Raw genomic sequence first — 20,115 nt, 5'->3', positions numbered from 1 at the left:
ATGCGAGCAAGACTGCCTTCTTTTCGTCCAAAGTCAGGCCGCCCTTCGTAGCAAGGCGTCTGTGCCTGAAGGCCCGCCGCTCTACTTCCCCGCGAGGCGTCGGATCCGCGCCGAACGAAGCTCATCTCACCGGCCGAGGCCACGCCAAGCGAACGTGTGTCTGCGAATTCATTCAGCAACGGGCCAGATGATGAAAAGCGCCAGGATCCAATCCCTCGCGCGCCGCATCCGCGCAAGTCGCCACAACGCGGGGCGCTTGGCTGCTGGCCGAGATCGTTCCCTGGAACATCAGGCATCATGCGCCTTGCTCGACGACAGCGACACGATGGTCGATTGGCGCCACTTGCCAGACGACCTGGTCGACGACCTGCAGGGCGCCACGACGATGCACGGGGCCATCGACGACACCATCGATCTGCGCGCGCAGTCAGGACGAACGGTGAAGCAGGCCGTGCAGGCCAGCGGCGGCAACCTCTCTGCGGCTGCGCGCTGCCTGGGCATCAGTCGCAATACGCTGTATCGCAAGCTGCGTCAGTTCGAGTCGGCAAGCGGCGACTGGGTTTGCCTTGAACGCATCGCCTGCAGCGCGATCGCCTTGCGCCAGCATGCGAAGCGATCTTCGCTTGGCCATGACCGGAATGCACCGCGGGGCAGGGGACGCGCGTGGGCGTCCTGGAAACGCACCTCGGATTCACTGCGGATCGAATGGCGAGGTCCGGTCCAGGCTCGCACTGGCTAGCAGAGCTGATTGCCGATCCAGGCGCCGGCGCGGGTGATGTAGCCGCGCACGCCATCGCGCACGACCTCGAGCACTGTGGGGTCGAACGACGCATCGATGTCGTCGTAGACCGGCTCGATGACCGTATCGCTCGAGGCATTGATGGCGCCCCACTTGCCGTTGGTGTGCAAAAAGATGGCAAGCCCCGCGTAGGTGAAGCCCGAGACGTCGTCGAAGCCCGGGGCGATCCTCAGCGCTCCAGCCGTGTCGATGAAGCCCCATCGTTTTGCTATGCGAACCTTGGCGAGGCCGTTCGCAGCGAAGCCGGCGGCTTCCGCGTAGCGCGCAGGAATACGCGTCTCGCCGCCGCTGCCCATGTAGCCATACCGATGGTTGCCGGCCTTGAAGGTCGCGAGCCCGCACGCATCGAATTCGCCGAACTCCTTGAACGCCGGGCGAAGCGCTTGCTTGCCGGCGACGTCCACGAACCCGCGATAGCCGGCGCGCCTGACCTTGGCGAGGCCGTTGGCGGCGAATGCGCCGATGCCGTCATAGATCGCTGGAATCACCAGTTCTCCCCGCACGTCGATGCAACCGCAGGTGCCTTCTTCCGTGCGGACCACCGCGAGACCGCCATCGTCGAACGAGCGGGCATGTTCGAAGTCCGCAGGGAAGACCTTGTTCCCCGCGGCGTCCACGAAGCCGTGTCGGAAGAACTGGGCGCGATCGAGGATCACCATGGCGATGCCCTGCTTTGAGAAATCCTCGGCCTGGTGGAACGACGGCCCGACGACGATGCGGCCGGTCCGATCGATGAATCCATAGCCGCTCTCGCTGTTTGGATCCAGGTGGGCGACGGCCAGACCATTTGCGGCAAAAGGCCCGACGCCGTGGAACTGCGGCGGCACCACGATTTCGCCTGCGAGATCGATGAAACCAAAGAGGCCGCTCTCGGCGGATCTGACAGGAAGCATGGATCGTTTCTCGGTTGCGGGGAGTAGCTGGTGGTGCAGCGGCTTGGCGCACAGTATCGCGGTCGTTGCGGCATGACCCGGCTCCGTCTTGCTTCGCCTCGTGCCGGTCCGAAGAGAGGAGGGGCAGAGAAGGGCGAGGCTGCATAGCATTTGCTATACGATTTTTCCATGAAGACGACCCAACTCCCTCCGGTCCGGGTGACGGCCGCCGTTCGAGAACAGATCGAAGGCGTGCTGCTCGACGGCGAAACGCTGTCGCATTTCGTCGAGCAGGCTTCGATCGATGCGGCGCGTCGTCGCAAGGCGCAGCAAGAATTCATGGCCCGTGGGCGCATCGCTTGCGCGCGCCCTTGAGACGGGCGAGTCCTATGCGGCAGACGAGGTCCTCGATGCGATGAAGTTCCGGAGACCGATCCGTTCACTTGCCGAATTGCTTTTGATGACCGCATGGAGCGGGAACTCGTCATCCGTTCGGCGCATACGGCTACGTAGCCCTGTTCCATATCGTCAGCGAAACGGAGATCATGGCATCTGCCATTCGGCACCAGCGCGAGGACGACTACCACTGAAGGCAAGGGCGACGCGGCGATCGCGAGGGGAGGCGCGCGGGTGTCTAACGCGCTTGGATCGGAACCCTCATGCAATCTCACGGGCGGCCAAAACCGGGGTCCTCGTGCCTTCGCCGTGGGCCCTCTTCGTATGGACTGGGGGACGGATAAGAACTTGGACCGATTATGCAGCGATCCCAACGGCTCTGCGGTACTCGACGGGGCTGCGGGCGCCCACCGTTCTCAGTGCGTCGACCATCATTTGCGCGGAAGGCGACAGGCCGGGTGTGGTGCGCCACCAGACGCCCAGCGGGCGCTCGGTCTTGGCCAGCTCGAGCGGCAGGATCTTGATCAGTCCCGTGCGCGCCTCCACGTCAGCCAAGTGCTGCGGCCAGACGGTGATCAGCTCCGACGTGAGGACCAGCGCACGGTTCGTGAGGAACGACATGGATTCAACCGTGGCCACTGGCGCATTCATTCCGGCTTCCCGAAATGTCGCTTCGAGCTGCCGCCGCATGGAGGTTTCAGGCGGCGGAAGAACCCATCCGTAGCCACCGAGCATGTCCAATCCGATTCGCTTTCGACTGCTCAAGGGATGTTGCGCGCGCACGATCAGGCGTGCGCGGTCCATTCCCAACACTTCCTGGGTGATGTCTGTCGGTAGCCGCCGGCTCGGAAGCCGGCTCGTCATCAGATCCAGATCGCCGCGGCGCAAGAGCGTGGTCAACCAATCATGCTGGCCTTCGACCACCGTCACCTTCAAACGCGGCTGGCGCTTCAACACGATGGTCAATGCGGCCGGAAGAATGCCACCGGCAGTGGATGGCAAAGTGCCAATTGTCACGCTGCCGTGGCCCTCGCGCAGTTCGGTCACCTCGCGATCCGCATTGCGAAGCTGCGCGATGATGGCCCGCGCGTGGCGCACGAGTACTTGGCCGAAAGGCGTTGGCACCGAGCCCCGACTGGTGCGCGTGAAAAGCGGAGCTTCGGTCAACGCCTCCATTTCCTGAAGCGCCTTGGTCACTGCCGACTGGGTCATATGCAGACGCTCGGCTGCGCGCACGAGACTTCCCTCTCGCTCGATCGCGTCGGCCAAGCGCAAGTGGCGCAGGGAGATGCGCAATTCCCAGTTCGACATGAGCAACACCTTCGCTGGAGAGGTCGTGGCTCACATCGAATTGAAGTAAGCGACAAGCCATGAATTTCTTTCAAGTGAATGGTAATGGAATTCACTTTTTGGAATTTCTTCGCGGTGCCATAGTCCCTTCCGACGAACCTCCGTCTCTCAAGGACTGCACTCAAGTGATCGACTACCCGGACCTCCAGCTCTACATTGGTGGCGCGTGGCGCAAGACGCGCAGCGACATGCCGGTGGTGAACCCCGCCACCGAACAGGAGATCGGGCGCCTGCCTCGCGCCATGGCCTCGGATCTGGACGACGCGCTGGGCGCCGCCGAAAGGGGCTTTCGTGCGTGGCGCCGCACCGCACCCAGCGAACGCGCGGACGTGCTGCGATGCGCAGCGCGGCTGATGCGAGAGCGCATCGACACCATCGCGCATGCCATCACGCTCGAACATGGCAAGCCGCTCGCGCAGGCACGCCTCGAGGTGATCCGGGGCTGTGAGTTCCTCGAATGGGACGCTGGCGAGGCCGTGCGCACCTATGGCCGCGTGATTCCGAGTGCTCAAGGCACGCGCTACATCGTGCATCACCAGCCGATCGGCACCGTTGCCGCGTTCTCTCCGTGGAACTTTCCGTTGAGCCAGCCGGCTCGCAAGATCGGTGGCGCGATTGCTTCGGGTTGCTCCATCATTCTCAAGGCAGCCGAAGAAACGCCCGCTGGTGCCCTGCACATTGCCCGCGCGCTGCACGACGCCGGGTTGCCGCCCGGTGTGCTCAACCTCGTCTTTGGGGATCCAGCCGAAATTTCCGACTACCTGATCCCGCAGGATCAGGTGCGCCTGGTCGCCTTCACCGGCTCAACCAATGTTGGGCGCCATCTCACAACGCTGGCATCCCAGCACATGACGCCCGTGCTCATGGAACTGGGCGGGCATGCGCCCGTCATCGTCTGTGACGACGTGGATGTGCAAGATGCGGCGGTCATGTCCGCCAACCGGAAGATGCGCAATGCGGGCCAGGTATGCACGTCCCCAACCCGCTTTTTCGTTGACGAGAAGGTCTTCGACGAATTCGTGGAAGTCTTTGCTGAGCGCACCCGCGCCCTGCACGTGGGCGACGGCATGACCCCTGGCGTGGAGATGGGCCCGCTGGCCAACGGCCGCCGAGTCGCAGCACTGATCGAACTCGTGGAGGATGCCGCAGCGAGCGGTGCCCGCCTGGTCGCCGGCGGCAAGCGCATGGATCGACCGGGCTATTTCTTCGAGCCTACTGTTTTGGCCAATGTGCCCTCCGGCGCTCGGGTCATGAGTGAGGAGCCATTCGGTCCGTTGGCCATCATCAACCCGGTGAGCTCGCTGGACGAAGCCATCGCGCATGCCAATGCCGTGCCCTTCGGCCTCGCGGCTTACGGCTTCACCCACAGTGCAGCCAAGGCGGATCAAATGGTGGAGGAGGTCGAGTGCGGCAACTTCTCGATCAATACGCTGGAAGCGTCGCTGCCAGAGACGCCTTTTGGCGGTATCAAATCCAGCGGCTACGGGCGGGAAGGTGGCAGCGAGGGACTGCATCACTACATGACCGTCAAGAACGTTTCGCACATCATGAAGCTCGAAGCCGCGTCCGCGAAAAGCTCCGGCGATTAGGCCAGGGTTCTGGATGCCACTGCGAGCTCCAGGCCACACACGCTGCTCCCAGTTCGTAAGAGCGCTGGCCCGAGACCATTGGCAAACGTGCCGAGTTCGCAATGCCCACTGCCAAATCACGCGTTCGCGATGACGCGCTGATTGGTGAACTCGCAGCTTGAATTCGCTCGTTGAGTTTCCGGCTCGTCTCTACCCGTTGTCTCCGAGCTTTCCAACATGTCCTCTCCTGCGCTGAAAGCCCTGGTCCACACCATGCGATACGAGGCTGACGGCATCGTCAGCGTCGAGTTCCGCCCGACATCTCCCGAGGTGGATTTTCCCGCCTTCGAAGCCGGCTCGCACATTGACCTGCACCTGCCCAACGGGTTGGTGCGCAGCTACTCGCTCTGCAACCCGGCGAGCGAGCGCCAGCGCTACGTGGTGGGCGTGCTCGACGACAGGAAGAGCCGCGGCGGCTCGCGCTACGTGCACCAGCAACTGCGCGTGGGCAGCACCATCGAGATTTCGCACCCGCGCAACAACTTCGCGCTGCAGGATGGCGCGGAGCGCTCGGTGCTGGTGTCCGGTGGCATCGGCGTGACGCCCATCTGGTGCATGCTGCAGTGCCTGGCTGCCCTGGGCAGGCCGGTGGAAATCGTGTACTGCGCGCGCAGCCGCAATGAAGCCGCCTTCATCGACGCCATCTCCGCACTGGCTGCAGAGAAGGACATCGCGGTCACTTGGCACTTCGACCAGGAAAAAGGCGCGCCGCCGAACTTGGTGCAGATGTTGGAAGGCAAGGGCGCCGACAGCCATTACTACTGCTGCGGCCCCACGCCCATGCTGGACAGCTTCGTGAAGAGCTGCGAGCAGCTGGGCTACGCCAACGCTCACATCGAGCGCTTCGCCGCAGTGCACGCGGATGCCTCCGCCGCCGCCGAGACCTACGTGGTCGAGTGTGCGAAGAGCGGCAAGAGCGTAGAGGTGCCGCCCGGAAAGTCCATCCTCGACAGCCTGATCGAGGCGGGGCTCAACCCCGAGCACAGCTGCAAAGAAGGTGTCTGCGGGGCTTGCGAGACCGTCGTGCTGGAAGCCGGCGAGATCGAGCACCGCGACGGCATCCTCAGCAAGTTGGAGCGTCAGTCGAACAAGACCATGATGATCTGTGTGTCGCGCTGCAAGCGCGGTCCGCTGGTGCTGGACATCTGATATCCACTTGACGCTCGTACGGATGGGACTGCTGGCCCACCAACGCTACCGCTGCAGGATCTGGCCCACAGTGGCGTAGTTGGGACCAGCGAGCCGACAGATGGGATTGAGGAGCGCCGTATCGATCTTGCCGGCGCTCAGCAGCGAGTCTTGGACGTGAAAGCACAGCACGTCCCCGATCATCAACCTCGTGGGCCCTTGTCCGAGTTCGATGCAACGATTGAGTCGGCATTCGACAGCAATGGGCGCATCCAGCAGGCGAGGTGTCTCAACCTGCGAGGACGCCACGGAACGCAAGCCAAGCGCATCGATCTCGCTGATCTCCGCCGGATATTCTTCTGCGCTCGCGTGAAGTGGTGACAGCAAGGAGTAGTCGGCGATGTGAACGACAAACTCCCGCGTGTCGAGGATATTTCGAGCGGTGTCTTTCAACCCTGCGCCATCAGGTTTCGTATCGACGCCGATCGCCAACATGGGCGGCGAATGGCTGACGAATGTGAAGGAAGAAAATGGCGCCAGATTCGCGTTGCCCTGGCGCGACCTGGAGGTCACCCACGCGATCGGCCTTGGAACCACGATGCCTGTCATCACTTTGTAGACCTCTGCGTCGGTCATCGTTCGGGGATCAAGGTACTTCATTGTTGAGGCGGCCGCCTTCTCGATGGTGCCCGGCGGTGGGCAGGTGAAGCTGCTGCAAAGAGCAGCCTCGTCGTTGACAAGAGAGTCGACCCCGGTCATTCAATGGATACGCCGGTCTCGACAATCAACGGTTTCATCTTGCTTCCCTCGTCACGAACGAAGGCGTCGAACTTCTCGGGCGACATGGAGACTCGGCTGTAGCCCTGATCGGAAAGCTTCTTCCAGTTCTCCGGGTTCGACAGCGCGTATTCGAAGGCCTCGTGGATCTTGTTGATGATGGGCCGGGGCGTGCCTTTCTTGACCGCCACGCCAAGCCAGAAGTCCATGACCAGCGATGGAAATCCGATCTCTGCGGTGGTCGGAACGTTAGGTAGATGGCTATTGCGGCTGGAGTCGGCAACGGCAAGAGGAATCACCTTGCCAGTCTTCATCAGATTCAGTGTGCCAGGAACCGCGTCGAACAGAAGGTCGATCTCCTGGGTCATGATGGCCTGCATGACCGGTGGGAAACCCTTGTACGGTACGTGGGTGAACTTGGCGCGCGACCCACCTCTGGACAACATATGGCCCAGAAGGTGCGGCGCAGTGCCGGAGCCGAATGAGCCATAGAGGACGCTGCCGTCTGCCGAGGACATCGTCTGTTTCAATGACTGGACGCTGTTGATCTTGCCCGAGACATTGGTCAGCATCACCTGGGGTGCGCGGGCGAGCATGGCGACGCCGTCGAAATCCCGTGTCGGAAGATAGGTGCTGTTCTTGTAGAGAAACGGATTGACACTGAAATCTCCGGTTTGCCCGACGAACACGGAGTAGCCGTCGGCCGGCGCGGACATCATGTCCGCCACGGCGATCTGTGACCCACCCCCGGGCTTGTTAAAAATGATGACGGGCTGCCCCATTCGCGTCGTCAGCTCCGGCCCGATGATTCTGACGAAGGCATCCACCGCGCCTCCTGCAGGGAAAGGGATCAGGATTCGGATCGGTTTGTTTGGATACGTGGCTTCAGCATGCGATGGCAGGATGGCCCCTCCGAAGATTCCTACGGCGGCTGCGAGAAGGACAGTCCTGAGAATTGGGTGCGTAGAGCCGTGGGCAGTCATGACATCTTCCGTTGGTGATTGAGAGTGGGACGAGGTTGTTTGAAAATAGGGCGGCTGTGTTGCGTTCGTGAAGGTCGCGGTTCAACGAGGATCCGATGGCGTCGTTGGCACGGCCGCGTCGGCATGGTGAGCGCTCAGATCGGCATGCCACCTGCGCCAGTCCCTGGCGGGATGAACGGTTCCGCACTCCTTGCAGGTGCGCTCGACGTCGCTGGTTTCGTAGAACTGTGCGAAAACCTTGGGCAGATCGCTCACAATGCTCTGCAGCTGAAGTTCCTTTCGGATGACGAGCGAGCCGCATACGGCGCAGGCCCATTCAAATCCATCCTTCACGCCCATCGGGCGCGATCGCTCGATCACTGTGCACAGGCTGCCAGACTCGGGCCGCTGCGGAGAGTGCCGCACATGCGCAGGCAACAAGAAGGTGTCGCCCTCCTTGAGGCTCACCCGTTCAAACTTTCCCCGATCCAACAGGAGAAGATGTGCCGTTCCGCGAAATTGATGAAAGTATTCCTCGAACGGGTCATCGTGAAAGTCCGAACGCTGATTGGGACCACCTACGACCGTACATATCAGATCCGAATCGGCCCAGATCTGCTTGTTGCCGACAGGCGGCACGAGACTCGCGGCGTTCTCGGCCAGCCAGTTGTCAAAATTGATGGGTCCACCGTACTTCAGGTTCATGTTTAGCTCGTCATGAAAAAGGAAAATAGAAATATCTCATTGAAGCAAATGAGGGCCTTCGTCGCGGTGGCTCGGGCGGGCAGCTTTACGCGCGCTGCAGATCAACTGTTCATCACGCAGTCGGCACTCTCGTCCCTGATACGCAACCTTGAGTCGGAACTCGATCTGCGATTGCTGGACCGGACAACGCGGCGCTTGGAACTCACGGATGCGGGAGAGGAATTGTTGGATTCCCTCGAGCAGCTGCTCAACGATCTGGACCGGATGACGTCCGACCTGCGCGACGTCCGCGTCATTCGACGGGGGCGTGTTCGCATCGGCGCGACGCCGCTTCTGGCGTCGACCTTCCTTCCCGTAGCCGTCCAGGCCTTTGCTCAGCGGTACCCGGAAATCACCGTTCGGGTCGTCGATGACGCTTCGGCGAAGCTGATGCAGAGTCTGGAGCAGGGAGACGTCGATCTGCTCATTGCGACGCTGGATGGAGGCCATCCGGAACTCGCCTCGACTGTGGTCCTGACGGACGTGATGGTCCTGGTCTGCCGGCGTGAACACCGGCTCGGCGATGCACTGGAGGCAACATGGAGCGACCTGCTTTCCGAACCCGTCATTGCGATGTGCAAAGGAAGCGGGTTGCGGGCGATCATGGATCAGACCATGGAGTCGATCGGCGCAACGATCAGTCCTTCGCAGGAAGTCAATCATGTGGCCACCGCGGTGGCCATGGTTGCCGCGGGCATGGGCATCGCCGTGCTGCCGGCGTACTCCGTGCGCTTCGGCGAGGCGGCGGGAGTTCGGGCGGTTCCGTTGACGTCGCCGACGGTGCAACGGCACGTCAGCCTTGCAACGCTCAAGCGAAGAACGCCTTCTGCCGCGACACAGGCTATGGCCGAGCACCTGCTGGAATTCGCGCGCAGGCAGGAGGGGCGATGAGTGGAGGATCATGGCTCGCCCCAATGCGAGGCGACTGCATCCAAGATGCTGAAGGCGGTGACTCGAGACGATTTCGGATTGGTTGGCAGCGGGCTGTTTTCGACGGAAAGGCGGATCGTTCCTGCAACGCCTTGCGCGGTGAGCTCGTGACGATTGGTGCGGGCACCTGGATCCGCCACCAGTTCGACGGTCACCGCAGACGGGTCCCCGACCGCCAGGGCGAGCGCTGCGACAACATTGGCGTTCTGCGGGAAGCGCGCTGCCGCCTCCTCGGCGCCCCCACGAAAGAACACGGTGCTCTTGCTGATGGTGGACAGGTCGATCATGCTTTCCGCCGCCGTACCGCGCCAGGCGGCCACAGGTTTGCACCCGCGGTAGTTGACGTGGACAGGACCGAGGCGACGTGCGGCGCGCAAATAATCGAGCCCGCCGAGCGCCCCGGAGGGGATCAGCAACCGGCTTTCCCCTTGACGCGCGCAATCCCATAGCCGGGCGCGCAGCGAGGCGTCCATGAGCGCGCCCACTGAGGCTGCAACGACGTCGCAGCCCGCCTGAAGGCAACCGGGCGCGTGGCTTTCAAGGGCCGTCTGGCCCGCCACCTCCACAACCAGATCGGGGCCGGCGGCAAGCAGATCCTCGAGGCGACTCCACGAAGAGCGCAGGCCGGGATGGGGCACGGTGCCCGTCACCAGGGCCCCGAGAAATTCGACGCCCGGCAAATGGCCGGCTTGCAGCTCGCCTGCAATGACTTGGCCCAATGCACCGAAGCCAATGAGTGCAATGCGACGGAGAGTTCGGCGTGCTTGCTTCATCGTTTCTCTTCAGCCCGTCTGGCCCATGCCGTCGCTTGAGCATTGGCTGCAGGAGTCTCCCGAGCAGGGGCGACAGTGCCCACTCGTCTTGGACGCCAGCACTCCGGATGCGGATACGTGACGGGACATGGCCGGCTCATCGAGACAGGCCACTTTCGGCGAACATCTGACGGCTCCATGCCCGCTGTTGTTCGGTAAGTGCGAGCAGAGGACGGCGAACCGGACCGCCGACCTGACCAAGCAACTCCTGCCAGTACTTGGTGTGCGCCTGCGGCGTTCCGGCGGGACGGCTCTTGCGGAAGGCCTGGCGCGCAGGCTCCAGGCTATCGCGGACAGCACGCGCTTCGGCATAGCGCCCCTCGAACGCGAGCTTGGTGTATTCGTGAATGCGCTGGTCCTTGGCCGTTTGAAGAAGCAGCGGCGGGGTGGAGCACAGATAGAGGCGCCATCCGAGCTGGATGATGTTGTCCAGCCATTCCTCTTCGGAGGCAGTGCTGACCTGGATGCGGTCGCCCACCAGCTGGGTCAGTTCCGTGTAGAGCTCGCGCGAGACGCTGTACTTGATGGCGACGATGTTGGGGAGCTCGGCGATCCTCGCGCAAAGCTGGGGCGACATGATGTACCCGCAATCCGGGTGATTCCACATGGCGATGCCGATGTCCAGCGTCTCGCTCAAGTGCCGGTAGTACTCATAGACAGTCGCTTCCACGTCATTCGCGAAATGAAGCACCGGACTGTGCACGACGATCCAGTCCGCGCCGACTTTTTCCGCGTGCCGGGCAAGATCGATCACCACATCGAGATTGGTGTCGGAACAGGACATCACGGTGTGCGCGCGCCCTTGGCAAACCTGTGCAGCGATCTCGAAGCTGCGCTTTCTCTCGTGCACCGACATCGAGAAAAATTCGCCCTGCTTCCCGGTGACAAACAGGCCCGCTACCTTCAACGCTCCGATCCAATGGTCGACGTTTCGTGCAAACCCCTGCTCGTCGAAGGAAAGATCGGCTCGGTAAGGTGTCGTGCTTGCAGCCCACACGCCTGTGAAGTGCTCCTTCGCGTATTGCTGGGCGTTGTCCTTCGTGTACTTCATTTGTTCTTTCTGCTGGTTCAGCGTGCTGAAAGCGCAAGGCGCGCCTCAGCCTGTCTGCGTTGGATGGGAAGATCCTGCGATGGGCAGGGGAGTGCTCGGTTCTTCACGCACGAGTGACGCTTCATCGTCGTGGCGGCAGCGGCAGGCATGCCCGCGGACGACCCTCGCCCGTGCTGCGTGGCCGATCGATCGCCAGGCATCGCCCGGCCACGGCTTGCGAGGTGTTGGATGCGGTGAGGTTCGGCCATGCACTGAATTACAGACGGCTTGGCGACCGGCAACAAACGGGAAATTTCGAACCACTCAGAAAGCGACTCTCTGAATCACGGTGCTGGTTTGCGTGCACAGGACCTCGGACATGTCCCCGCCTGCTTCGGGACAACGCAGGGGATGCACTTCGCGCACGGATCAGGTCGGCTCAGATACGAAACGAGCGGCGAAGCCCCGTTGGGGCCTTACCAGAGCGCGCATCGGTTGGGCGGTGCACCCAAGGCCTGCGCAACTTGGGCATCGGACCTTTGGCCCGCAAATGGATCGGGACACCTCCGGCGCGTGTTGCGCCGGGCAGTTCCCCGGTCGCCTAGGACTGGACCGGGTTTCGGACCGTTGCTGCGAAGTCCCGTTGGGCGGCGATGACCATTCGAAGCATGGCGTCGTGGGCGGCAACGCTGTCTTTGCGCGCAAAGGCGTCGCGCAGTTCCCGGTAGCCGGCGATCACCGCCAGTCGCCGCTGGGGATCGCCAAGCGTCATGCGTCGCACCAGCGCCACCTGATCTGCATAGCGTGCTATACCCGAAGCCAGACGGGTATTGCGGACCGCGGCAAGCCAGGCGTCGCGAAACAGGCGGCCGGCGCCGAATGCACCGATCGCGTCGTTCATCTCGTGCGCCCGCTGGGCTTCGGCGGTGGCAAGGTCCACCTGGTGAAGCTGAGTGGGGGTGACGTCGCGCGCGGCCAGGGCGGCGGCCCGCGGCTCGAGGAGAAGCCGCAGCTCGAAGACATCGTCGACGTCCTGCGGTGTCAGGGTCGGCACTTTGTAGCCGCGCGGCGTGCTCACCAGATAGCCCTCGGCCACAAGTTGAAGCAGCGCCTGGCGCACCGGCACCCGCGACACGCCCAAATGATTGGCGATGTCGGCTTCTACGAGCCGCTCACTGGCTCCCGGAATTCCACTGCGCAGGCGCGCGAGAAGGTAGTCATAGGCTGCTGTGCTCAAGCTGGGCTGAGCAATGGCGGTGTTTTCTTCTCTGACTTGCATGGGAGCGATGGTGTGCGAAGCCGCGAGCTTAAGGCGCGCCGTGAAAAGTGTTTGAGCAACCGAAGGTTCAGTATACCTAAGTAATGAACTTCGCTGAGATAGAAACCTAGCTCACTCAGGGTTTCACTGGAGAGCGAGAAAAATGGTTGTAATTTAGCTGAGGTTCGGTATACTGCAAATCTCACTAAATGATATTGCCATGACTTTGGAGCAATTTGGTTCAGCTCGGATAGCCTCGCTCGTACAGAGCGACAAGGTCCACAAGGACCTTTATCTGAGCGAAGAACTCTTCGCGCTGGAGCAGCGAGAGTTGTTCGGCAACACCTGGTCCTTCCTGGGGCACGCCAGTCAAATCGCCGATTCCGGGGACTTCTTTACCGTCGAGGTTGCGGGGCAGTCCTTGATCGTGCTGCGCGATGACAAGGGCGAGATCCGTGCGCTGCACAATCGTTGCGCCCACAAGGGGGCGCAACTGCTCACCGTCGAGTCCGGTCGGCTCACCGGGCGCTTCCTGCGCTGTCCCTACCATGCGTGGTCGTACCGGCTCGACGGAGCCCTGGCGGCTTATCCGCTCCGGTCGGGCTACGAGAACACCGGGCTCATGGCCTGCGAGTCCGGCCGCGGGCTGTCGCCGGTCGCTGACCTGCATGTCTACCGTGACTTCATCTTCGCGCGGCTGAACGCTGACGGCCCAGCGTTTGACGCCTACTTCGGCGATGTATTGCCCACCATCGACCTGATGGTCGACCGCTCTCCTGTCGGCCGGCTGGAGATCGCCGGAGGCGTTTTGCGTAGCGTCGTTCACTGCAACTGGAAGCTCTATCTTGAAAACGTCAACGACTCGGTGCATCCGGCCTCGACGCACGAGTCCGCGGTGCGGGCAGCGCAAGCGGTCGCACGCGACCGCGGGTCGGAGCCCATGCCTCTGGCTTTCGAGCAGATCCTTCCGTTCGGCGAGCGGTACGAGTTCTTCGAAGGAATGGGCGGCAGGGTCTTTCCAAATGGCCACAGCATCTCCGGCACTCGCTTCAGCGTGCACTCGGGATACGGAAACCTCGGGCAGTATGTTCAGGACCTGCAGGCGGCGCACGGGGAGGCGCGCGCGAAACAGGTGCTCGAACAGTCCCCTCAGAACACCGTCCTCTATCCCAGCCTCGCCATCAAGGGCTCTCCCCAGACCATAAGGGTCATCCGGCCCGTCGCCGTCGACAGGACCGTCGTCGAAGCCTGGAACTTCCGCACGGTCGGCGGGCCGGACCTCCTGCTGGATCGCGCACTGACGTACAGCCGGCTGGTCTTCTCGCCGATGTCGGTCGTGGCGCACGACGATCTCCATCTGTTCGAGTCTCAACAGAAGGGTTTGCGATCAGGGCCCAACCCGTGGGTGAGCCTGCATCGCGAACACACGCCCGATGAGGCCAAACAACAGACGGCCGAGACCAGCGGCACCAGCGAACTGCTGATGCGCAATCAGTACCGCGCCTGGGCCAAGTTCATGACCCTGAACATGAAGGAGGCATGAGATGTCGGTGCCAGAGTGTGTCGAGCTGATCTATCGGGAGGCCTTACTGCTCGACGAAGGCCGCTATGAGGAGTGGTTGAAGTTGTTCTCGCCCAGTGGGCGCTACTGGGTTCCCCTGAGCAAGTCCCAGGCCGAAGGTGATTCGCAGCTGTCGATCGCGGACGAGGACATGAACCTGCTTCGCTTGCGCATCGAGCGACTTGCATCCGGCCGGGCGCATTCGCAGCAGCCGCCCAGCTCCATGCAGCACGTGCTGCAGCAGCCCATGCTCGGCGAACAGATCACCGACGTGGACACGCTCGTTTTTCGAACCGCATTCAACTACTCGGAATGTCGACAGGATGACGTCGTCGTGCTGCACGGCCACTACGTTCACAGGCTCGTTCGGCTCGATGGTCAATGGCGCATTGAACTCAAGCGGGTCAACCTGGTCAACGCGGCCAGCCGCCTTCCGATGATTCAGCTCTTTCCGTGAGGCCAGGATGACCACATTGGCGCTTCACGACCGACTGCGATTCGACGTCGACAACGGGCAGGTACTGGATGCCGACCGTCGATATGTCCTGCTGCGCGCGGACGTGCTTATGGGCCTCTTTGAAGGCCTGTCCGAAGGCGCGGCCGAGGACGCTCTGGCTGCATTGCGCGATTCGGTGAACCGCTACGGCAGCGCGAGCGTTCGCGCCTACGACAACCGCGCGGACTCCGATCCCGCAGCCCTGCTGGCCAGCGTCGCCGCTGGTGCCGCATCGCTGGGTTGGGGGCGATGGCATATCGAACTCGACGGCACCACCTGCCGACTGCGCGTCGTCAACAGCCCTTTTGCGCGAGCGCGCCGGGTGCGGGGCGAGGCATGCGCGGCGATCGTCGGCATGTTCTCGGCTGCCTGCAGTCACATCTGGCAAGAGCCTGTCCTCGCCACCGAGGTCCACTGTTCTGCGTGCGGAGCGCGTTCTTCCAGCCCGGAAGAGAACGTCTGCACATTCGAAGCGACCCGTCAACCATCAACCTGAGCATTCGATGAGCACTGTCTACGACCGATTCTGCGCGAGCGCTTCGCACCGCGGGAATGCCGACTTCCTTTGCGTTGAAGAAGTCACCGCAGCCAACTATGGCATTGAGGCGCAAACCATCTCGTGGCGCGACGCAAGCGAGCGGGTGAACGCGCTGAAGGCGGCCTATGCCGAAGCCGGGTATGGCCACGGCCATCGCGTCGGTCTTCTGCTCGAGAACCGGCCGGACCATCTTTTTCATTGGCTCGCGCTCAACGCATTGGGCACCTCGGTGGTCCCCATCAGCGCTGAAATGCGCGCTGCCGAACTCGAATATCTGATCGGGCATGCGCAGCTGGCTTTGGCGGTCGTCCTGGAAGGCAGGCTCGACGTGGTGCAAAGTGCGGCCGAGACGGTGGGCATCCGCACGCAGGTCATCACGGCGAAGTCGACGGAGTTTCCGTGCCCGGCTGCCCCTGCGCCTTTGTCCGGCCGGCCAGGCCTGCAAAGCGAGTGCGCGCTGCTCTACACCTCCGGCACGACCGGGCGTCCCAAAGGCTGCCGCCTTTCCAACGACTACTTCCTGCATATCGGCAGCTGGTACACGGCACTGGGAGGCTGGTGCCCCGTGCGTCCGCACGAAGAGCGCATCGTCACGCCGCTGCCCATGAACCACGTCAACGCGATGGCCTTCACCGCCATGGCCGTGATCACCTCCGGTGGCTGCCTCATCCAGCTGGACAGATTCCATCCCAGGACCTGGTGGAAAACCGTGCGCGCCACGCGCGCCACCATCTGCCACTACCTGGGCGTCATGCCGGCCATGCTCCTGGGGGCCGAACCTTCTGACATGGATCGGTCCCATTCGCTGCGCTGGGCGTTCGGCGCAGGGGTCGCGCGCCAGGACCATGCCCGCTTCGAGGAACGCTTCGGCTTGCCGCTGGTGGAAGGATGGGCCATGACGGAAACCGGCGCGGGCGGCGCCATCCATGCCAATGCCGGTCCACGCGAAGTCGGCGTCAATTGCTTCGGCGCTCCAGGCAAAGACGTCGAGGTGCGCCTGGTGAACGACGAGGGGCGGGACGTCCCTGACGGCACGCCCGGCGAGCTGCTGGTGCGAGCGCGGGGAGAAGACCCTCGTCGACACTTCTTCTCGGGCTATCTCAAGGATGAATCCGCCACGGAAGAAGCCTGGGCGGATGGATGGTTTCACACGGGCGACATCGTTCGCCGCGAAGCGACCGGGAACCTGTACTTTGTTGACCGAAAGAAAAATGTGATCCGGCGCAGCGGAGAAAACATCTCGGCCGTCGAAGTGGAAGGGGTCCTGGTTCGCCACCCCGCCGTCAAGACGGTTGCAGTTGCCGCCACTCCCGACCTGGTCCGAGGCGACGAGGTCATTGCATGCATTGTCCCGGAGGTGCCCGTGAGGTCGGACACGCAGGCGCAGGTGGCACGCAGCATTGTCGAGCTCGCGCTCCAGCAACTGGCCTACTACAAGGCGCCGGGCTATGTGGCCTTCGTGGATGCCCTGCCGGTCACCAGTTCCCAGAAGATTCAGCGTGGAGAACTTCGTCAGATGGCAGAGAAGTTGCCTGGGACTGCAAACTGCGTCGACACGCGATCGATGAAGACGCGCCAGCCATGATTCCAGTTCGCACAGGCTACGAGGGCGTTGCGCTCGTTGCGCCATTCACGGTGCCCTACGAGCGATACAGCATCCGCAATGCACAGTGGTTCGCGGCCCAGGCCCTGCGAGGTCTGCTCAAGGAGGCCAGCCTGGACAAGTCTCAGGTCGATGGAATCAGCCTGAGCAGCTTCTTGCTGAGGCCGGACACGGTGGTGGGACTCACGCAGCAGCTCGGATTGTCTCCACGCTGGATGGATGACGTGCCCACAGGGGGGGCTTCGGGCGTCATGGCGCTTCGGCGTGCCGCACGCGCGGTTCAGTGTGGAGACGCCGACATCATCGCGTGCATTGGCGCGGACACCAATCACGTCGAGTCTTTCCGCCAGGGGCTTGCCAACTTCAGCTCCTTCGCTCGCGACGCGACCTACCCGTACGGTGCCGGAGGGCCGAACTCGATGTTCGCGCTGATCACCGACAACTACATGCGTCAGTTCGGTGCGACGCGTACCGACTTCGGTCGAATTGCCGTGAGCCAGCGAGCGAACGCTGCGCTCAACCCCAACGCGATGCTGCGCAAGCCCATGAGCCTGGACGACTACATGCGGGCGCGCCCGATCGCAGAGCCCATCCATCTTCTGGATTGCGTCATGCCCTGTGCAGGTGCGGAGGGGTTCCTGGTGATGCGCGAAGAGCGCGCCGAAGCGCTTTCGCTGCCACACGTGAAACTGCGTGGTGCCATCGAGCGCCACAACGCGTACGTGGAAGATCCGGTCATGATTCGCGGTGGCTGGCTTCGGGACCGGGACGAGCTGTATGCGCAGGCGGGTATCTCGCCCGGTCATATCGATGTGGTCCACACGTACGACGACTATCCAGTCATCGTGCTCATGCAGTTCGAAGGTCTGGGACTGTGCGACTTGGGCGGCGGACCGGCATTCGTGAGAGAGAACACCTTCACCCACGACGGTACGGTCCCGCACAACACGAGCGGCGGTCAGCTGTCCGCGGGACAGGCCGGAGCGGCAGGCGGCTTTCTCGGGCTCACCGAAACGATTCGCCAGCTGCTGGGCGTCGCCGGAGAGCGGCAAGTGCGGGACGCCCGTTGGGGGCTTGTGAGCGGCTTCGGCATCGTCAACTTCGATCGGTGTGTCTGCACCGGCGCCGTCATCCTGGAGCGCGCGCAATGACGTCCCCGGTCTTCCCTCGCAAGAATCCCGTGCTGCGTACGCAGCGCATGAATCTCCCTCCCACGGGACGAGGTCGCGTGGCCCATGGCCTCACCCGGGCTGCGGCCGTCAGCGATCACCTCGAGCTCCAAGTCTGCGAGGCATGCGAGACGGTCCAGTATCCGCCGCGCGACGCCTGCGGGACGTGCCTGTCCCCGGACTTGAGCTGGCGCAAGCTGAGCCCCTGCGGCGAACTGCTCAGCGTTTCAACGCTGCATCACAGCAACCACCTGTACTTCCGCGAAAGACTGCCTTGGCGAATCGGCGTGGTGCGCCTCGACGCCGGTCCGACCGTCATCGCCTTTCTGACCGATAGCGTTGGCCCGCCTGGCGTCGTTGGCGGCGCGGAGCGAACGCGAGTGCAGGTTCTGCTGCGGCTCGACCGGGCCGGACAGGCGGTGCTCGTGGCACAGCCGATGGAAGAACTCAACATTGACTTGAAGGACAAACTCCAGATGGAAACCGGATGCTCCCCTCGCGGGCGAAAGATTCTCGTGACGGATGGGAAGACTCCTGTGGGCCAGGCTCTCGTGCGTGCGCTGCTCAATGCAGGTGCCGAGACCGTCTGGGTCGGCTACTCGGAGCCGTGGAAGCGCCCGGAAGAGATCGCGAGGCTCAAGAATGTTCCTGGCGTGGAACCCGTGGCGTTGGACCTCACCGACGCGCGGTCGGTCGCCGCCCTGGGTGGCGAGCTCGGAGGAAAGGTCGACATCGTGGTCAGCAACGCCGAAGTCCACCGCACCGAGGGCATCTCGTCGAGGCCCGGCACCGATGTCGCCCGAGCCGAGATGGAAGTGAACTACTTCGGACTGCTTCGCCTGGCACAGGCATTCGGCCCGGCGCTGAAGGGCCGCGCAGCAGACGGGTCCGGGCACTCGGTGGCATGGGTGAATCTCCTGTCCGTCTTTGCCCTGTCCAACCTGCCTTCCCAGGGTACGTTCTCGGCATCCAAGGCAGCCGCCTGGTCGCTGTCGCAATGTCTGCGCGCCGAAATGCTGCCCCACGGAATTCGTGTGCTGAACATCTTTCCCGGTCCCATCGACGACGAGTGGAATCAGAACGTGCCGCCTCCCAAGCTGTCGCCCGGCGCCTTGGCGGGTGCGACGGTCCGGGCCCTGACCGATGGGTTGGAGGACCTGTACCCGGGCGACGTTGCCCAGGAGTGGTTTGAGCGCTGGAGGGACAACCACAAGGCGCTTGAGCGAGAGCTTGTGACGGGAGGCCTGTGATGACGACCGGCACCCTTCTCCAGGCGCTTGCGAAAGCGCTTCAGACCCGCGCGGTCCGCGTGATCGACCTCACGCAAACCTTGGCGCCGGATTTCCCGACGATCGCCCTGCCGCCCGAACTTGGCCAGGCATGGCCTTTCCGGATCGAGGAGATCTCGCATTACGACGAGCGGGGTCCGGGCCAATACTGGAACAACTTCTCGTGCAGCGAGCACACCGGCACTCATCTGGACGCGCCGGCCCACTGGATTTCGGGGCGTCACCGACCGAACAACACCGTCGACACGCTGGAAGTGCAACAGTTTCTCGCGCCGGCGTGCGTCATCGATTGCTCAGCCGCGTCAGCCAAGGACCCCGACTATCTCCTCGGTGTTGATGACATCCTGGCGTTCGAGTCCAGACACGGTCGCATTCCTGCAGGCGCCTGGCTTCTGATGCGTACGGATTGGAGCAAGCGCAGAGACGCTGTCGCTTACCAGAACTTTGACGAGACGGGGCAGCACACGCCGGGCCCCGGCACGGACGCGGTCCGGTTCCTGGTTGAGGAGAGAGGCGTCCTCGGCTTCGGCTCGGAAGCGATCGGTACCGATGCCGGGCAGGGCTACCACTTGAAGCCTCCCTATCCCTGCCATTCCTTGATGCACGGCGCCGGCAAGCTCGGCCTGCAGTGCCTGACCAACCTGGATCTGTTGCCACCGGCCGGCTCGCTCCTCCTCACGCCTCCGCTGAAGATTCTCAAAGGCTCCGGCAGCCCTTTGCGGGTGCTTGCCCTTGTGGAGACGCAACCGTGAATCCTCGCGCGTCATCCAACA

At 63.0% G+C, this 20,115-nt stretch carries 20 protein-coding genes; 12 read left to right on the top strand and 8 right to left on the bottom strand.

All coding sequences use genetic code 11. The features are described 5' to 3' along the window. Positions 1 to 304: 304 nt before the first annotated feature. On the top strand, positions 305 to 739 hold the full coding sequence (locus tag RT97_RS33750) for a helix-turn-helix domain-containing protein (RefSeq protein WP_042577848.1): 435 nt from the start codon (positions 305 to 307) through the stop codon (positions 737 to 739). Here RT97_RS33750 and RT97_RS06130 read toward each other — a convergent pair. Continuing rightward, on the bottom strand, positions 736 to 1,692 hold the full coding sequence (locus RT97_RS06130; RefSeq protein WP_042577847.1) for a WG repeat-containing protein: 957 nt from the start codon (positions 1,690 to 1,692) through the stop codon (positions 736 to 738). The genes RT97_RS33750 and RT97_RS06130 overlap by 4 nt on opposite strands. A 168-nt stretch (positions 1,693 to 1,860) precedes the next feature. Here RT97_RS06130 and RT97_RS06125 point away from each other — a divergent pair, with 168 nt between their 5' ends. Next, positions 1,861 to 2,046: a YlcI/YnfO family protein gene (locus RT97_RS06125; protein WP_253278153.1), complete on the top strand. Its 186-nt coding sequence runs from the start codon at positions 1,861 to 1,863 to the stop codon at positions 2,044 to 2,046. A gap of 378 nt (positions 2,047 to 2,424) precedes the next feature. On the opposite strand, the gene RT97_RS32380 is transcribed toward RT97_RS06125, so the two are convergent. Then, positions 2,425 to 3,378, bottom strand: a complete 954-nt coding sequence (locus RT97_RS32380; protein ID WP_042577846.1) for a LysR family transcriptional regulator — start codon at positions 3,376 to 3,378, stop codon at positions 2,425 to 2,427. Between the two features lie 59 nt (positions 3,379 to 3,437). On the opposite strand from RT97_RS32380, the gene RT97_RS06115 reads away from it, so the two are divergent. Together RT97_RS06115 and RT97_RS06110 are read left to right on the top strand one after the other, a co-directional pair. Further along, positions 3,438 to 5,006: an NAD-dependent succinate-semialdehyde dehydrogenase gene (locus RT97_RS06115; protein WP_080898197.1), complete on the top strand. Its 1,569-nt coding sequence runs from the start codon at positions 3,438 to 3,440 to the stop codon at positions 5,004 to 5,006. A gap of 216 nt (positions 5,007 to 5,222) precedes the next feature. Continuing rightward, entirely contained in the window at positions 5,223 to 6,194 is a 972-nt protein-coding gene (locus RT97_RS06110) for a PDR/VanB family oxidoreductase (protein ID WP_042577845.1), read from the top strand. 45 nt (positions 6,195 to 6,239) lie between these two features. On the opposite strand, the gene RT97_RS06105 is transcribed toward RT97_RS06110, so the two are convergent. The 3 genes from RT97_RS06105 to RT97_RS06095 all read right to left on the bottom strand — a co-directional run bounded on the left by RT97_RS06105 (position 6,240) and on the right by RT97_RS06095 (position 8,617). After that, the gene (locus tag RT97_RS06105) at positions 6,240 to 6,932 is read right to left on the bottom strand and encodes a flavin reductase family protein (protein ID WP_253278152.1); all 693 of its coding nucleotides are present in this window, start codon (positions 6,930 to 6,932) and stop codon (positions 6,240 to 6,242) included. Then, positions 6,929 to 7,933 (bottom strand): Bug family tripartite tricarboxylate transporter substrate binding protein, encoded by a 1,005-nt coding sequence (locus tag RT97_RS06100; protein WP_080898196.1) that lies wholly within the window; start codon positions 7,931 to 7,933, stop codon positions 6,929 to 6,931. Before RT97_RS06100 ends, RT97_RS06105 begins: the two co-directional genes overlap by 4 nt. Positions 7,934 to 8,014: 81 nt before the next feature. Further along, on the bottom strand, positions 8,015 to 8,617 hold the full coding sequence (locus RT97_RS06095; protein WP_042577843.1) for a 3-hydroxyanthranilate 3,4-dioxygenase: 603 nt from the start codon (positions 8,615 to 8,617) through the stop codon (positions 8,015 to 8,017). 12 nt (positions 8,618 to 8,629) lie between these two features. On the opposite strand from RT97_RS06095, the gene RT97_RS06090 reads away from it, so the two are divergent. Further along, positions 8,630 to 9,547, top strand: coding sequence for a LysR family transcriptional regulator (locus RT97_RS06090; protein ID WP_042577842.1), 918 nt, complete (start codon positions 8,630 to 8,632; stop codon positions 9,545 to 9,547). 8 nt (positions 9,548 to 9,555) lie between these two features. On the opposite strand, the gene RT97_RS06085 is transcribed toward RT97_RS06090, so the two are convergent. The 3 genes from RT97_RS06085 to RT97_RS06075 all read right to left on the bottom strand — a co-directional run bounded on the left by RT97_RS06085 (position 9,556) and on the right by RT97_RS06075 (position 12,707). Next, positions 9,556 to 10,359, bottom strand: coding sequence for an aspartate dehydrogenase (locus RT97_RS06085; protein WP_042577841.1), 804 nt, complete (start codon positions 10,357 to 10,359; stop codon positions 9,556 to 9,558). A 136-nt stretch (positions 10,360 to 10,495) separates the two neighbouring features. Then, positions 10,496 to 11,449, bottom strand: coding sequence for a dihydrodipicolinate synthase family protein (locus tag RT97_RS06080; RefSeq protein ID WP_042577840.1), 954 nt, complete (start codon positions 11,447 to 11,449; stop codon positions 10,496 to 10,498). A gap of 580 nt (positions 11,450 to 12,029) precedes the next feature. Then, positions 12,030 to 12,707, bottom strand: a complete 678-nt coding sequence (locus RT97_RS06075) for a GntR family transcriptional regulator (protein ID WP_042577839.1) — start codon at positions 12,705 to 12,707, stop codon at positions 12,030 to 12,032. Between the two features lie 199 nt (positions 12,708 to 12,906). Here RT97_RS06075 and RT97_RS06070 point away from each other — a divergent pair, with 199 nt between their 5' ends. The 7 genes from RT97_RS06070 to RT97_RS06040 are packed head-to-tail and all read left to right on the top strand — an operon-like array spanning position 12,907 to position 20,094. After that, positions 12,907 to 14,229: an aromatic ring-hydroxylating dioxygenase subunit alpha gene (locus RT97_RS06070; protein ID WP_042577838.1), complete on the top strand. Its 1,323-nt coding sequence runs from the start codon at positions 12,907 to 12,909 to the stop codon at positions 14,227 to 14,229. Between the two features lies 1 nt (position 14,230). After that, positions 14,231 to 14,704, top strand: coding sequence for an aromatic-ring-hydroxylating dioxygenase subunit beta (locus RT97_RS06065; protein ID WP_042577837.1), 474 nt, complete (start codon positions 14,231 to 14,233; stop codon positions 14,702 to 14,704). A 7-nt stretch (positions 14,705 to 14,711) separates the two neighbouring features. Next, on the top strand, positions 14,712 to 15,239 hold the full coding sequence (locus RT97_RS06060) for a 4-vinyl reductase (RefSeq protein ID WP_155403743.1): 528 nt from the start codon (positions 14,712 to 14,714) through the stop codon (positions 15,237 to 15,239). A gap of 7 nt (positions 15,240 to 15,246) precedes the next feature. After that, a complete protein-coding gene (locus RT97_RS06055) occupies positions 15,247 to 16,866 on the top strand; it encodes an AMP-binding protein (RefSeq protein WP_042577836.1) in 1,620 nt (539 codons plus the stop codon). Next, entirely contained in the window at positions 16,863 to 18,035 is a 1,173-nt protein-coding gene (locus tag RT97_RS06050; protein ID WP_042577835.1) for a thiolase family protein, read from the top strand. Before RT97_RS06055 ends, RT97_RS06050 begins: the two co-directional genes overlap by 4 nt. Then, positions 18,032 to 19,303, top strand: a complete 1,272-nt coding sequence (locus RT97_RS06045; protein WP_042577834.1) for an SDR family NAD(P)-dependent oxidoreductase — start codon at positions 18,032 to 18,034, stop codon at positions 19,301 to 19,303. The genes RT97_RS06050 and RT97_RS06045 overlap by 4 nt, the downstream gene beginning before the upstream one ends. Next, positions 19,303 to 20,094, top strand: a complete 792-nt coding sequence (locus RT97_RS06040) for a cyclase family protein (protein WP_042577833.1) — start codon at positions 19,303 to 19,305, stop codon at positions 20,092 to 20,094. Before RT97_RS06045 ends, RT97_RS06040 begins: the two co-directional genes overlap by 1 nt. The last annotated feature ends 21 nt before the right edge of the window (positions 20,095 to 20,115 follow it).

It is taken from the genome of Variovorax paradoxus (assembly GCF_000834655.1).
GTDB classification, from domain to species: Bacteria; Pseudomonadota; Gammaproteobacteria; order Burkholderiales; family Burkholderiaceae_C; genus Variovorax; species Variovorax paradoxus_F.
Note: the sequence above shows the minus strand (reverse complement) of the source record. Positions and strands in the feature narration are given on the sequence as shown.